Consider the following 13849-nt stretch of genomic DNA (forward strand, 5'->3'; position numbering starts at 1 on the left):
CGGCCGCCCTTCGACGTCATGAAGAGAAGAGAAAGAGACAGACAGAGGCAGACGCGGAGAGCGGCGAAGGCCTCCTACTCGGTCGCCGCCCCCGCCACCAGGTCCCGGCAGCGCTTGACGTCCTCGGCCATCTGCTCCAGCAGCGCGTCCAGCGTGTCGAACTTGGCCTGCCCGCGCACGAAGGCCAGGAAGTCGACGGCGACGTGCAGCCCGTACAGGTCGAGGCCCACGCGGTCGATGGCGTACGCCTCCACCGTGCGCTCGGTGCCGTCGAACTGCGGGTTCGTGCCGACGGAGATCGCCGCCGGCATGGCCTCGCCGTTCACGTGCAGCCAGCCCGCGTAGACGCCGTCGGCGGGGATCGCGGTGTGCGGGAGGGTCTCGACGTTCGCGGTCGGGAAACCGAGTTCGCGGCCACGCTGGGCGCCCCGGACGACCACGCCCTCCACCCGGTGCGGACGGCCCAGGATCTCCGCGGCGCCCTCGACGTCGCCCTCGGCGACCAGGCGCCGGGTCAGGGTCGAGGAGAACGGCTCGCCGCCGCCCGCCTCACCGCGTACGTACAGGTCGACGATCTCGACCTCGAAGTCGTAGATCTTGCCCTGCCCGGCGAGGAACTCGACGTTCCCCGCGGCCTTGTGGCCGAAGCGGAAGTTCGGGCCCTCGACGACCGCCTTCGCGCGCAGCTTGTCGACCAGGACCTTGACGACGAACTCGGCGGGCGAGAGTTTCGAGAACTCCGTCGTGAACGGGAGGATCAGAAGGGCGTCCACGCCGAGGTCGGCCATGAGTTCGGCGCGGCGGTGGTGCGGGGCCAGCAACGGCGGGTGGGTGCCGGGGCGGACCACCTCGCTGGGGTGCGGGTCGAAGGTGACGACGACGGCGGGAACGCCCAGCTCGCGGGCGCGTTCCACGGCATGCCGGATGATCAGCTGGTGTCCGCGGTGAACTCCGTCGTAGGACCCGATGGTGACGACGCTGCGCCCCCAGTCCTGGGGGATGTCCTCCAAGCCACGCCAGCGCTGCACTGTGACCGCTCCTCGTCGCATCCTCGCCGAACCTGTGTCCGTCGCTCCGCCTCTTACGCAGGTCTAAGGGTGCCATGCCGCGTGCCCTTGCCCGGCATCGGCATCGGCATGGGGGCTGTGACCCAGCGCACGCACACAGCCACACGGGCACACCCGCACCGGCCGCCGCGGGCGGCCGTCGCGGACGTCGTCGCGGGAGGCAGCCGCAGTCAGCGCGGGGAACGCGTGCCGGCGCACCTTCCGGTCACCGCGCCAGCCGCGCGTGGAAGGCGTCCAAGACCGGCTCGGGGTGGGTCGCGAGGGCGGGAACGAGGGTGCTCGGCGGGAGCCGCGGGTCGCCGGCGACGAAGTGTGCGAGCGCCTGCGGGAGATGGCGGGCGCGGGTGCGTGGATCGTGCGCCAGCAGGGCGAGCGCACCGCCGTCCACCGTGCGGTCGTCGGGGTGGTCGAGCAGGGCGAGGGCGGTGCGGCGCAGCAGTGCGCGGTCCGCCTCGGTACGTACGTGCGGGGCGGCCCGCAGCCCGTACGCCACCGCCGCGCCCCGGCGTGCGGGCCGCTCGTCGCGGGCCCACCGGTCGACGGCCCGGCAGATCGCGGACGGCTCGTCCTGCGCCAGTACGGCGAGCAGTTCCTCGGCCCGCTGGTGCGCGCAGGTCACCAGGAGCTCCGTGAGGTCGTCGAGCGCACGGTGCCGGTGGGTGTGCAGCAGGGCCTGCGCGGCCTGTGCGACGGTCGCGTGCGGGGTGGCGGGCAGTGGCCGTTCGTCGTCGAACCAGTCGACGAGGTGCGTCTGTACGGCGGTGGGGTCCGCGGTGAGCAGTCCGGCGACGGCGTCCAGGAACCGTGGTCCGGCCTGATGCGGAGCGCCGTCGGCCAGGACGAGGCGGCGCAGGAGGTCCAGCCGGGTGCCCGGCGGGAGCGGCAGGGCGGTCCAGAAGTCGGGCCCGAGTTCCGCGGGCGGCGGCAGCGTCGGCTCCTGTTGCCGTCGGCGCACGATCCGGTCGGTGAGCAGGCGCAGGACGGGCGTGTACGGGGTGGCGTCCGGGACACGTCGCAGGACCTCGGCGAGGAGGCGGGCGGCCCACCAAGGGGAGGGGTCGGTGTCGAGCGCGTCGGTCAACTCCTCCAGGCGGAGGAAGAGTTGGGGCGTTCCGTGCTGGCGGGCGAGGAGCAGCAGGGCCTGGATGACGGGTCCGATGCGGTGGTGCGGTACGGGCACGGTGGGCGCGCTGCCGGGCGGGTCGGGGCGGTGGTGGATCAGGGCGAGCAGGGCCTGGTCCAGGTCGAGGTGCGTGCCCTGGAGCCAGTCGGCGAGTTCCTCGTGGGCGAAGCGGTAGCCGGTGCCGGCGGGGACCAGGAGGCCCTCGGTGAGGACGGCGGACGCCCAGCCGGTGCCGCCGCCGAGCCGCGCGGGGGCCCGGCCCCACGGGAACACCTCCTCGAAGGACTCCCGGTCCAGTTCGCCCCGTCCGGAGCCGAGGGACCGGCGGGCGGCCTCGTGGACCTGTCCGGAGACCTTGGCGGCGAGCCGGCGCACGGCGGGGCCGCGCAGTCCCTGTCCGGCGGCCAGGCGGAGGGCGACGCGGAGGCACATCAGGTCGAGGTACGCCGAGAACACGTCCTCTCTGTCGACGCGGGTGTGGGAGTGGACCTGCGCCTGGGGTGAGCCGGGGAGGGCCGCGTGGACCTCGGAGAGGAGCCGGAGGGTGAGGGGATGGCGGGCGTCGGGTTCGGCGAGGGCGTCGTCGGGGATGCGGTAGCGCGCGCGTGCTCGGCGGGCCTCGTCCTCGCGCAGGTCTCCGAGGCGCACATGGGGAGGGAGGAACCCCAGTATGGCCTCCCCCGCCTCACCCTCCTCACCCACATCAACAGCCGCACCCGCATCACCGGTCTCGCGTCCGTCGCCCCGCCCGGTGCGGTCCCTGGGGTCGTACAGCGTCCCTGCCGGGAATCCGGCTCCCGCTTCCTCCCAGAACTCCGCCCGGCACGCCACCACCAGCCGTGCGCCCGTCTCCCGCAGCCATGCCGCCGTCCCCGCGGTCCACTCGGAAAGGCGCTGGGCCAGGGCCCGCGGCATGTCCTCGGGGCCGTCGAGGAGGAGCAGGAGGGGGCAGCCCGCGGCGTGCGAGAGGCGGGCGAGACGGTCCGGGGTGAGGTCACCGAGGTCGCCGGCGAGGGCGGACCGCGATGCCGCGAGGGTCCGGGCGGCCCGGGTCAGCGCCCGGCTCACGGCGTCCTCGACCGACAGGTCCCCGTCCTCCAGGTCGGCCCCGCGCAGCCACAGCGTGGGGGCCGGCTGCGCACCCCCGTGGCGCCGGGCGGCCAGGGCCGCGAGTTGGGTCGTACGCCCGCTCCCGGGATCCCCGACGAGACCGAGGACGGCGGTCGAACCCTGGACGAAGGCGCCGAACTCCGCGGCCGTGGCGGCCCGTTCGATGACCTCCGCCAGCCGCGGCGGCCCGTCCTGCGCCACCGAGGTGACCGTCAGTTCCCGTACGCCCGCGAGGTTGAGGTCGGCGCCGTAGGCGGGGACGGTGGTGGCGTTCTCGGTGAGCAGGGCGGCGAGGGGGCCGTCGGGAGCCGGGCGCAGCGGGACCGCGAAGGCGGCGTCCCGGTGGCCGCTGTGCAGGGCGGTGCAGAGGACACCGATCACCGCGCCGGTCCCCGTGTCGAGCACCGGGCCACCCGCCGCCCCACCGCCCGGGCGCAACGCGTCCCGCCCCGCCGTGCCGATCGCCAACTCCAGTACACCGTCGAGGAGATGCGAGCGGTCCGTGGCCGCGTACGTCGCACCGGCCACTCCCAGAACCCGCGCCTCGCGCCAGCACCCGGCCGGGAGCCGCACATACGCGCCGCTGTCGACCCGGCCCCGCACGGTCACGGGGAGCGGGTCCACGCCGAGCCCCTCGGTGCGTACGAGAGCCAGGCCCAGCTCGGGCAACGGGATCACCGCGTCGGCGGTCACGACGCAACCACGGTCCTCGGTGCCGTACAGCGCGAGTCGGGGCAGGCCGTCGATGGTCTCGTGGCTGGTGACGACCGTGCCGTGGTGGTCGGCCAGGAAGCCGGTGCCGCGGGGGCGCCCGGCGAGGTCGTGGATGCGCACGAGCGCCTCGTCGCACCCGCCGCGCGGGTACCGGGAGGGGCCCGCCGCCCGGGTCGGCCGCGCGGGGCCGTCGGTCCCGGGCGGGCCTGCGATGTCATCGGTCCGGGGCGGCCGCGCGAAGTCGCCGGCCTGGAGCAGGCGCACGGTGTGGTCGGCGTCCCCGCCCCGCACGCTCCGTCCCGCCATGGTCGAACCTCCCCGCCGTACGCGTGTGCGTGTCCTCCGTACGCACGCACGTGCCTGTTTTCGACGGTAGGCCCGAGATGATCAGCCGCACAGGTCCCGGGACGAACGCGCCCCCTCCCGCTCCCCCGCTTCACTCCGAGCGCCTGCCCGGACGGGTGAATGGGCGGGGGTGGCTGGATAACCCTAGGGGTGGGGGAACCGAGGGGGACCGTGGAGCGGCGTCAGTGACGACCCCGTGATCGCCGCTCCACGGGCGAAGGACACCGCGTGCGTCCTCAGCCGAAGACGGCCAGGCTCTTGGCCTTGCCCTTCTGCTCCTCGACGAGGGCGAGGAAGACGCCCTCGGGGTCGAAGACGGCCACGGCGCCCCGGCCCGCGTACTCCTCGGGCATGTCGAGCCGCACGCCGTTCGTCAGCAGCCGGGCACGCCGGGCGTCCACGTCCCAGCGCGGGAACGCGGCCGCGGCCGCGTCGGCGACGGGCATCACCGTGAGCTCCTGCTGGAGCTGGTCGAGGGTCCGGGCGGAGTCGAGCTTGTACGGACCCACGCGGGTCCGGCGCAGCGCCGTGAGGTGACCGCCGACGCCGAGGTCGGCGCCGAGATCGCGGGCGAGGGCCCGGATGTACGTGCCGGACGAGCAGACCACCGACACCACCAGGTCGAGGACCGGGGTGCCGTCCTCGGCGACGGCGTCCCGGAGGTCGTACACCGCGAAGGACGAGACGGTGACCGGCCGGGCGGGGATCTCGAACTCCTCGCCCTCACGCGCCCGCTTGTAGGAGCGGACGCCGTCGATCTTGATGGCGCTGACCTTCGACGGCACCTGCATGATGTCGCCGCTCAGCTTGGCGATCCCCGCGTCGACGGCGTCGCGGGTGACCTTCGAGGCGTCGACCGACCCCGTGATCTCGCCCTCGGCGTCGTCGGTGAGGGTGGTCTGCCCCAGGCGGATCGTGCCCAGGTACTCCTTCTCGGTGAGCGCGAGGTGCCCGAGGAGCTTGGTCGCCTTCTCGACGCCGAGCACGAGCACTCCGGTCGCCATCGGGTCGAGCGTGCCGGCATGCCCGACGCGCCGGGTCCTGGCGATCCCGCGCATCTTGGCGACGACGTCGTGCGAAGTGAAGCCCGACGGCTTGTCGACGATGACAAGGCCGTCGGGCGTCTGGTTCTTCTGGGTCATTCGGCGGCGTCGTCCTCGTCTTCACCGGGCTTCTTGTACGGGTCCGCCTCACCGGCGTAGCGGGCGCCGGCGGAGACCTCGCGCACCTTCTCGTCGGACTGGCGTGCCTTGTCGAGGAGGTCGTCGATGGTCTTGGCGTTGTCGGGCAGCGCGTCCGCGACGAAGGTCAGGGTCGGCGTGAACTTCACGCCCGCCGCCGCGCCGACGGCGGAGCGGAGCACGCCCTTGGCGCTCTCCAGCCCGGCGGCCGCGGCCGCCCGCTCCTCGTCGTCCCCGTACACCGTGTAGAAGACGGTCGCCTCCCGCAGGTCACCCGTGACCCGGGTGTCCGTGATGGTGACGTTCGAGCCGAGCCGCGGGTCCTTGATCCCGCGCAGCAGCTTCTGGGCCACCACCTCTCGGATGAGGTCCGCCAGCCTCTTAGCCCGCGCGTTGTCGGCCACTGGTCGTCTCCCGTTCTTCCTGTTTCACGTTCATAGAATCTGGTCGCCCGAAGGGCCTCTAGTCGTCGTCGCCGTGCAGGCGCCGTCTCACCGACAGCAGCTCCACTTCGGGGTGTCCGGCGACCAGCCGCTCACACCGGTCCAGTACGTCGGTCACGTGCCCCACGTCGGCGGACACCGTCGCGAGGCCGATGCCCGCCCGCCGGTGCAGGTCCAGGTGTTCCACCTCGGCCGCGCTCACCGCGTACTTCCGCTGGAGCTCGGCGACGATCGGGCGGACCACGGAGCGCTTCTCCTTCAACGACCGTACGTCGCCGAGGAGAAGGTCGAAGGACAGAGTCCCCACATACATGTGTGTAACCGGTTCACCCGCCGGTCCGGGATCGATGGCCCCGCCATCCATGTGGCAGGGACATCAGAACCGTACAACGAACGGCCGGGGCCGATCGACGGAAATAATCTCCGTCGACCGGCCCCGGACCGGACCGTCTCGGAAGTCCGAGCGCTTACGCGCGCGGCTTCTCCCGCATCTCGTACGTCGCGATGACGTCGTCGATCTTGATGTCGTTGAAGTTTCCGAGGTTGATACCGCCCTCGAAGCCTTCGCGGATCTCGGTGACGTCGTCCTTGAAGCGACGCAGCCCGGAGATGGTGAGGTTCTCCGCGATGACCTTGCCGTCGCGGACCAGGCGCGCCTTGGTGTTGCGCTTGACCTCGCCCGAGCGGACCAGGACACCGGCGATGTTGCCCAGCTTGGACGACTTGAAGACCTCGCGGATCTCCGCCGTGCCGAGCTCGACCTCCTCGTACTCCGGCTTGAGCATGCCCTTGAGGGCCGCCTCGATCTCCTCGATGGCCTGGTAGATCACCGAGTAGTACCGGACGTCGACGCCCTCGCGGTCCGCCATCTGCGCCGCGCGGCCCGCAGCGCGGACGTTGAAGCCGATGACGATGGCGTCGGAGCCGGTCGCCAGGTCGATGTCCGACTCGGTGACCGCACCCACGCCGCGGTGCAGGACGCGGATGTCGACCTCTTCGCCGACGTCGAGCTGGAGCAGCGAGGACTCGAGAGCCTCCACCGAACCGGACGCGTCGCCCTTGATGATGAGGTTGAGTTCCTGCACCAGACCGGCCTTGAGGGCCTCGTCCAGGTTCTCCAGGGAGAACCGGACACCCCGGCGGGCGAAGTTGGCGTTCCGCTCACGGGCGGCACGCTTCTCGGCGATCTGACGCGCCGTGCGGTCCTCGTCGACGACCAGGAAGTTGTCGCCGGCGCCCGGGACGTTGGTGAGACCGAGGACGAGGACCGGGGTCGAGGGACCCGCCTCTTCCACGTTCTCGCCCTTGTCGTCGAGCATCGCGCGGACACGGCCGTACGCGTCGCCGACCACCATGGTGTCGCCGACCCGCAGGGTGCCTCGCTGCACCAGGACGGTCGCGACGGCACCGCGGCCACGGTCGAGGTGGGACTCGATCGCGATGCCCTGCGCGTCCTGCTCCGGGTTGGCCCGCAGGTCGAGCGAGGCGTCCGCGGTGAGGACCACGGCCTCCAGCAGGCTCTCGATGTTGAGGCCCTGCTTCGCGGAGATGTCGACGAACATCGTGTCGCCGCCGTACTCCTCGGCCACCAGCCCGTACTCGGTCAGCTGACCGCGCACCTTGGTCGGGTCGGCGCCCTCGACGTCGATCTTGTTGACCGCGACGACGATCGGGACGTCGGCCGCCTTCGCGTGGTTGAGCGCCTCGACCGTCTGCGGCATGACGCCGTCGTTGGCCGCGACGACCAGGATCGCGATGTCGGTCGACTTCGCACCACGGGCACGCATGGCGGTGAACGCCTCGTGACCCGGGGTGTCGATGAAGGTGATCCTGCGCTCTTCGTCGTTGACCTGGGTGGCGACCTGGTACGCACCGATGTGCTGCGTGATACCGCCGGCCTCGCCCGCGACGACGTTCGTCTTGCGGATGGTGTCAAGGAGGCGGGTCTTACCGTGGTCGACGTGACCCATGACGGTCACGACCGGCGGACGCGGCATGAGGAATTCCTCGCCGCCCTCGTCCTCGCCGAACTCGATGTCGAAGGACTCGAGCAGCTCGCGGTCCTCCTCCTCCGGGCTGACGATCTCGAGGATGTAGTTCATCTCATCCGCGAGGAGCTTCAGCGTCTCGTCGGAGACGGACTGCGTGGCGGTGACCATCTCGCCGAGGTTCATCATCACGGCGACGAGCGACGCCGGGTTGGCGTTGATCTTCTCCGCGAAGTCGGTGAGGGACGCACCGCGCGACAGGCGGACGGACTGTCCGTTGCCGCGAGGCAGCATCACACCGCCGACCGACGGGGCCTGCATGGCCTCGTACTCCTGGCGCCTCTGCCGCTTCGACTTGCGACCTCGACGCGCGGGACCGCCGGGACGACCGAAGGCGCCCTGCGTGCCACCACGACCGCCCGGACCACCGGGACGACCACCGAAGCCGGGACGACCGCCACCGCCACCGGGACCACCGGGACGACCGGCGAAACCGCCGCCACCGCCACCGGGACCGCCGGGACGACCGGCGAAGCCGCCGCCGCCACCACCGGGACCGGCCGGACGACCGGCGAAGCCGCCGCCACCCGGACGACCGCCGCCGCCGGGACGACCGCCGCCGCCGGGACCACGACCGCCGGGGCCGCCGCCACCGGGACGGGGGCCGGCAGCCGGACGCTGCGGCATCATGCCGGGGTTGGGACGGGCGCCGCCGGGGCCGCCGCCGGGACGCGGACCGCCGCCCTGCGGGCGGGGCATGCCGCCCGGGCTGGGACGAGCGCCGCCCGGAGCCTGCGGACGGGGACCGCCCGACGCGCCCTGGGGACGGGGACCGCCCTGGCCGGAGCCCTGCGGACGCGGAGCGCCGCCGGGGCCTGACTGACCGCCGGGACGCGGGGCACCGCCCGGACGGGGCGCCTGCGGGCGCGCCATGCCGGTGGAGCCACCAGAGGTGAACGGGTTGTTGCCGGGACGCGGACCGGCCGGACGGGCACCGGGACGCGGCGCCTGGCCACCGGGACGCTGACCACCGGGACGGTCGCCACCGGGACGGTCGCCGCGGTCACCACGGCCCTGGCCGCCCTGGCCGGGGCCGGACGGACGGGCACCCGGACGCGCGCCCTGGCCGCCCTGACCCTGGCCGGCCGGACGCGGAGCGCCCGGACGCGGGCCGGAGCCGGAGGAGCCAGAGGAGGCAGCCGGTGCGGCGGGAGCCGCCGGGGGGGCCGTGAACTCGGGCGTGGTCGGAGCCGGAGACGCCGGGGCGGGCCGCGGCGCGGGCTTCGGGCCCGGAGTGGGACGGGGGCCGGGAGCGGCCGGCGCGGCGGGAGCCGCGGGCTTCTCGGCGGCGGCCGGCTTGGGGGCCGCCGGGCGCGGAGGAGCCGGACGGGCTCCCTGCGCGGGAGAGGGGGCGCCCGGCTTGGCCGGGGCAGCCTTGCGTGCGGCGGGCTTGCCGCCTCCGTTGCCCTGCTGGAGGGCATCGGTCAGCTTGCGTACAACGGGCGCCTCGATCGTCGAGGACGCCGAACGGACAAATTCACCGAGTTCTTGGAGCTTGGCCATGACGACCTTGCTCTCCACCCCGAACTCCTTGGCGAGTTCGTATACCCGGACCTTAGCCACTTCGCTCCTTTTAGGTCCGGGTTGCGTCCGGACCGTCGCTACTTCATGGGCGTACTCATCGCGTGCTCATCGAGTGCTCATCGCAATCTCGACCTACTTCCAACTCGCGGGGTACCAGGGCCGCACGGGGTTCCGCGCGACACTTCTTACGGTGTTGCCTGCTCGACGTAGCGGCGCAACGCCTCGGTGTCGAGCGGTCCCGGGGCGCGCAACGCCCTTGGGAACGCCCGACGGCGTATCGCCAGATCGAGACAGACCAGGGCGAGGTGCACATACGCACCCCGGCCGGGCAGCGTACCGCGATCATCGGGGACGCATTCGCCCTCGATCGCCACGGTCCGCAGCAAGTCCTTCTTGGCCGCTCGCTCCCGGCACCCCACACAGGTGCGCTCAGGGCATGCGCGGGCTCGCGTCCGGCCAGACACTCTTAAGTCTACCTCCCCGCAACGACCTCACCCCTTCGGGGCAAGCATCGAACAGTTGCCGCACACCAAACTGTCGTGATCTGAGCGACCTGCGGCTTGGATCTATTCCCCGGGCTGCTCGGTGTCCGGACGGATGTCGATCCGCCAGCCGGTGAGACGGGCCGCGAGCCGGGCGTTCTGCCCTTCCTTGCCGATCGCCAGCGACAGCTGGTAGTCCGGCACGGTCACCCGCGCCGACCGGGCCGCCATGTCCACGACCTCCACCTTGGAGACGCGGGCCGGGGACAGCGCGTTCGCCACCATCTCGGCCGGGTCGTCCGACCAGTCGACGATGTCGATCTTCTCACCGTTGAGCTCGCCCATGACATTGCGCACGCGTCCGCCCATGGGGCCGATGCAGGCGCCCTTGGCGTTCAGACCCGAACGGGTGGACCGGACGGCGATCTTCGTGCGGTGACCGGCCTCACGGGCGATGGCCGCGATCTCGACGGAACCGTCGGCGATCTCCGGCACCTCGAGGGCGAAGAGCTTCTTCACCAGATTGGGGTGTGTACGGGAGAGGGTCACGGACGGACCGCGCACCCCCTTCGCCACGCGTACGACGTACGACCGAAGGCGCATGCCGTGCTGGTACGTCTCGCCCGGCACCTGCTCCTGCACCGGCAGGATGGCCTCCAGCTTGCCGATGTCCACCAGCACGTTCTTCGGGTCGCGGCCCTGCTGGACCACGCCGGTGACGATGTCGCCCTCACGGCCCGCGTACTCGCCCAGCGTCGCGTCGTCCTCGGCGTCGCGCAGCCGCTGCAGGATGATCTGCTTGGCGGTGGTGGCGGCGATACGGCCGAAGCCGGACGGGGTGTCGTCGAACTCGCGGGCCTCCTGGCCCTCTTCGAGGTCGTCCGGGTCCTCCTTCGCCCACACGGTCACATGCCCGGTCTCCCGGTTGAGCTCCACGCGCGCGTGACGGCGGCTTCCCTCGGTGCGGTGGTAGGCGATGAGGAGGGCCGACTCGATCGCCTCGACCAGCAGGTCGAAGGAGATCTCCTTCTCCCGAACCAAGCCCCGCAGGGCGCTCATGTCGATGTCCACGGCTACGCCTCCTCTTCTTCCGTCATGTCCTTGTTGTCCTTGCGGTTGAACTCCACCTGCACGCGGGCCTTGTCGATGTCCGCGAAGGCGAGTGTGCGGGTGGTGGCCTTGCGGCCCTTGACGCCGGGCACTTCCACGTCGAGACCCTCGTCCGCGACCTGGAGGATCCGCGCGACCAGCTCGTCGCCCTCGTGCAGCTGGAACTTCACCAGCCGGTCGACGGCGCGTACGTAGTGCCGGTGCTCCTTGAGGAGGCGCTCCGCGCCGGGGGTGCCGACTTCGAGGGTGTACTCGCCCTCCCCCATCGCGTCCGTCTCGTCGAGCTTCGCCGAGAGCGCGCGGCTCACATCGGCGATCTGGTCGAGGTCCGCACCGGTGTCGGAGTCGACGACGACGCGCAGCACACGCTTGCGTCCGACCGAGTCCACCGCGATCTCCTCGAGATCGAGGCCCTGGGAGCCGACGAGCGGCTCCAGAAGTTCTCGCAGCCTCTCGCTCTGGGTGGTGCTCATCCGGGTGACTCCTCGGCCGCGTGTGCTGTTGTGGGGAACGTCGCGTGTCTGGTCAAAGGGTATCCGGTCCCAGGGTGTGTTGCCGTCCACCGTGTGCCCGGGGCACCCGGCGCGGGCTTCGGCGGCGCCGATGATCGGCGGCGGGCCGGTACGCGGGTACCGTGATCACCTGCGGGGCCGCCCTTCCCGCCCGTGTGTTCGTACGAGCTCCCGAGGACGTCTGCCGTGCCGTTTTCCCCACCGCCGCGCACCCCCTCGGGGCCGCGCAGAAGAGCGCTGTTCGTCTCGGCGGCCGGGGCCGCCCTGTCGGCGGGCTGCTCCGCCGGTTCCGACGGGTCCGGGGGGACGACGGGTGGCAGTCCGTCGGTCGCGGCGCGGGCACGCGCGCGTGCCGCCCGGGACAGCCAGGGCCTGGCCGAGCGGTACGACGCCGTCCTCGCCGCGTATCCCGCGCTGGCGGACCGGCTGGGGCCGTTGCGGGCGGCGGTCGCGGGGCACACGGAGGCGTTCGGCGGCAGGGCGCCCGAGGACGCCGCCCAGGGGGCTCCCGCCAAGGCGTCCGGGGCCTCACCCTCGCTGCCAAGCTCCGCTTCCCCTTCGCCCGCCGTACCAGGGACCGAGCGGGACGCCCTCGCGGAGCTGGCCGCCGCCGAGCGGGCCCTGGCCGACCGGCGCGCGAAGGCGCTGCTCGACGTGCCGGGCGAGCTGGCACGGCTGCTGGCCTCGGTCGCGGCGGCCGGGGCGGCGCACGCGTACCTGCTGACGGAGGGCACGAAGTGACGGGACCGGCGAGGGCACGAGAACTGAGGGCCGTGCAGGCGGCGCTGGCCGCCGAGCACGCGGCGGTGTACGGCTACGGGGTCGTCGGCGGCCGGGTGCCGAGGAACCGGCGCGCCGAGGCGCGGGCCGCCTACGACGCGCATCGCGCCCGGCGGGACGCGTTGGTCCGTCAGGTGCGGGACCTGGGCGGTACGCCGGTGTCCGCGGCGCCGGGGTACGCGCTGCCCTTCCCGGTGCCGGACCCGGCCTCGGCGGTGCGGCTGGCGGCCGAGCTGGAGGACAGGGTGGCCGGGGTGTACTCCGATCTGGTGCGGGCGGCGACGGGTGAGCGGCGGGGTGCGGCGGCCGGGGCGCTGCGCGAGGCGGCGGTGCGGGCGGTGCGGTGGCGGGGCGAGAGCGTAGCCTTCCCTGGGCTCGCCGAGCGGGCCCAGGACGCTTCGGCGTCGGCGACGCCCACTGGGTAACGCGTAACGCGTACGGCTCGATTCGTGCGGGAAGGGAACGGCTCGCGTATGGCTTTCGAACCACCGCCGCGTCTGGTGAGGGCGCTCGGTGAGACGGCACCGGACGGTGACGGCTGGTTGGAGAAGCTGCCCGAGGCGGCCAGGGAGGCCGTCGCGCTGGGCGAGGCGACCGTGGAGCGGGTGCAGGTGCCCGGCGGGCGCAGCAGCCTGGTGGTGCTGGTACGGCGGGCGGACGGGACGCCGGCGGTGCTGAAGCTGGCCCCGCCCCGGGCACGTCCGGAGAGCGAGCGGGCCGCGCTCGTCCGGTGGGCCGGTCGGGGTGCCGTACAGCTGCTCGAACCCTGCACGGCGGAGGGTGTGCTGCTCCTGGAGCGGCTGCGTCCGGATGTGTCGGTGCGCTCGCTGCCCGAGGCGAAGGCGCTGCTGGAGGCGGCGGGCGCCCTGCGGCGGCTGTGGGTGGAGCCGGGGGACCATGCCTTCGAGACGGTGGCCGAGCGGACCGGGCGGCAGGCCGAGGCGATGCGGGCGAGCGCGGCCGCCGACGCGGAGGTGGCTGAGCTGGTGGACGCGGCGCTCTCCGTCCGCGCGGATCTGCTGGCCGCGCCCCCCGAGCGGCGGTTGCTGCACGGGACGTTCAGGCAGAGCAAGGTGCTCGCCGGGGAGCGGATGCCGTGGCTGGCCGTGGGACCCGACCCGGTGGTCGGCGAGTGCGCCTTCGATCTGGCGCGGCTGGTGCGGGACCGGGTGGAGGACCTGATCGCCTCACCGTCGGGTCCGGCAACGACCAGGCGGCGGGTGAAGCGACTCGCGGAGTCACTGGACGTGGATCAGGACCGGCTCCGCGGCTGGACGCTGTTCCGGGCTGTGGAGTCCGGGGTGCGGGCCCGCCGGGTGGGGCGGCCGAAGGACGCGGAGATGTTGCTGGAGCTCGCCGGGTGGCTCTAGCACCCTCCTGAAGCCGCTCGGACGGGTTCGGGGCGCGGTG

12 protein-coding genes are annotated in these 13849 nt (G+C 72.9%); 3 read left to right on the forward strand and 9 right to left on the reverse strand.

The window, feature by feature from the left end; translation table 11 throughout:
- Positions 1-74: 74 nt before the first annotated feature.
- The 9 genes from ACFYRY_RS18780 to rimP all read right to left on the reverse strand — a co-directional run bounded on the left by ACFYRY_RS18780 (position 75) and on the right by rimP (position 11620).
- Positions 75-1028, reverse strand: coding sequence for a bifunctional riboflavin kinase/FAD synthetase (locus ACFYRY_RS18780; protein ID WP_356767305.1), 954 nt, complete (start codon positions 1026-1028; stop codon positions 75-77).
- 244 nt (positions 1029-1272) lie between these two features.
- Entirely contained in the window at positions 1273-4320 is a 3048-nt protein-coding gene (locus tag ACFYRY_RS18785; protein ID WP_389146433.1) for a trypsin-like peptidase domain-containing protein, read from the reverse strand.
- Positions 4321-4595: 275 nt separating this feature from the next.
- Positions 4596-5501 (reverse strand): tRNA pseudouridine(55) synthase TruB, encoded by a 906-nt coding sequence (truB, locus tag ACFYRY_RS18790; RefSeq protein WP_389146436.1) that lies wholly within the window; start codon positions 5499-5501, stop codon positions 4596-4598.
- Entirely contained in the window at positions 5498-5944 is a 447-nt protein-coding gene (gene rbfA, locus ACFYRY_RS18795; protein WP_389146439.1) for a 30S ribosome-binding factor RbfA, read from the reverse strand. The genes truB and rbfA overlap by 4 nt, the downstream gene beginning before the upstream one ends.
- Before the next feature lie 58 nt (positions 5945-6002).
- The gene (locus ACFYRY_RS18800) at positions 6003-6296 is read right to left on the reverse strand and encodes a DUF503 domain-containing protein (RefSeq protein WP_389146442.1); all 294 of its coding nucleotides are present in this window, start codon (positions 6294-6296) and stop codon (positions 6003-6005) included.
- Positions 6297-6450: 154 nt separating this feature from the next.
- Positions 6451-9594 (reverse strand): translation initiation factor IF-2, encoded by a 3144-nt coding sequence (gene infB, locus ACFYRY_RS18805; protein ID WP_389146445.1) that lies wholly within the window; start codon positions 9592-9594, stop codon positions 6451-6453.
- Between the two features lie 146 nt (positions 9595-9740).
- A complete protein-coding gene (locus ACFYRY_RS18810) occupies positions 9741-10019 on the reverse strand; it encodes a YlxR family protein (protein WP_389146448.1) in 279 nt (92 codons plus the stop codon).
- Positions 10020-10121: 102 nt separating this feature from the next.
- Positions 10122-11108, reverse strand: a complete 987-nt coding sequence (nusA, locus tag ACFYRY_RS18815; protein ID WP_356767317.1) for a transcription termination factor NusA — start codon at positions 11106-11108, stop codon at positions 10122-10124.
- A 2-nt stretch (positions 11109-11110) separates the two neighbouring features.
- A complete protein-coding gene (rimP, locus tag ACFYRY_RS18820; protein ID WP_389146450.1) occupies positions 11111-11620 on the reverse strand; it encodes a ribosome maturation factor RimP in 510 nt (169 codons plus the stop codon).
- 225 nt (positions 11621-11845) lie between these two features.
- Here rimP and ACFYRY_RS18825 point away from each other — a divergent pair, with 225 nt between their 5' ends.
- Genes ACFYRY_RS18825 through ACFYRY_RS18835 form a run of 3 tightly spaced genes read left to right on the forward strand, consistent with a single transcriptional unit; the run spans position 11846 to position 13809 of the window.
- Entirely contained in the window at positions 11846-12400 is a 555-nt protein-coding gene (locus tag ACFYRY_RS18825; RefSeq protein ID WP_389146454.1) for a hypothetical protein, read from the forward strand.
- On the forward strand, positions 12397-12864 hold the full coding sequence (locus ACFYRY_RS18830) for a ferritin-like domain-containing protein (RefSeq protein WP_389146457.1): 468 nt from the start codon (positions 12397-12399) through the stop codon (positions 12862-12864). The genes ACFYRY_RS18825 and ACFYRY_RS18830 overlap by 4 nt, the downstream gene beginning before the upstream one ends.
- A 48-nt stretch (positions 12865-12912) precedes the next feature.
- Positions 12913-13809, forward strand: a complete 897-nt coding sequence (locus ACFYRY_RS18835; protein WP_389146460.1) for an aminoglycoside phosphotransferase family protein — start codon at positions 12913-12915, stop codon at positions 13807-13809.
- The last annotated feature ends 40 nt before the right edge of the window (positions 13810-13849 follow it).

Origin of the sequence: Streptomyces sp. NPDC005263, assembly GCF_042872365.1 — a bacterium.
Lineage (GTDB): Bacteria > Actinomycetota > Actinomycetes > Streptomycetales > Streptomycetaceae > Streptomyces.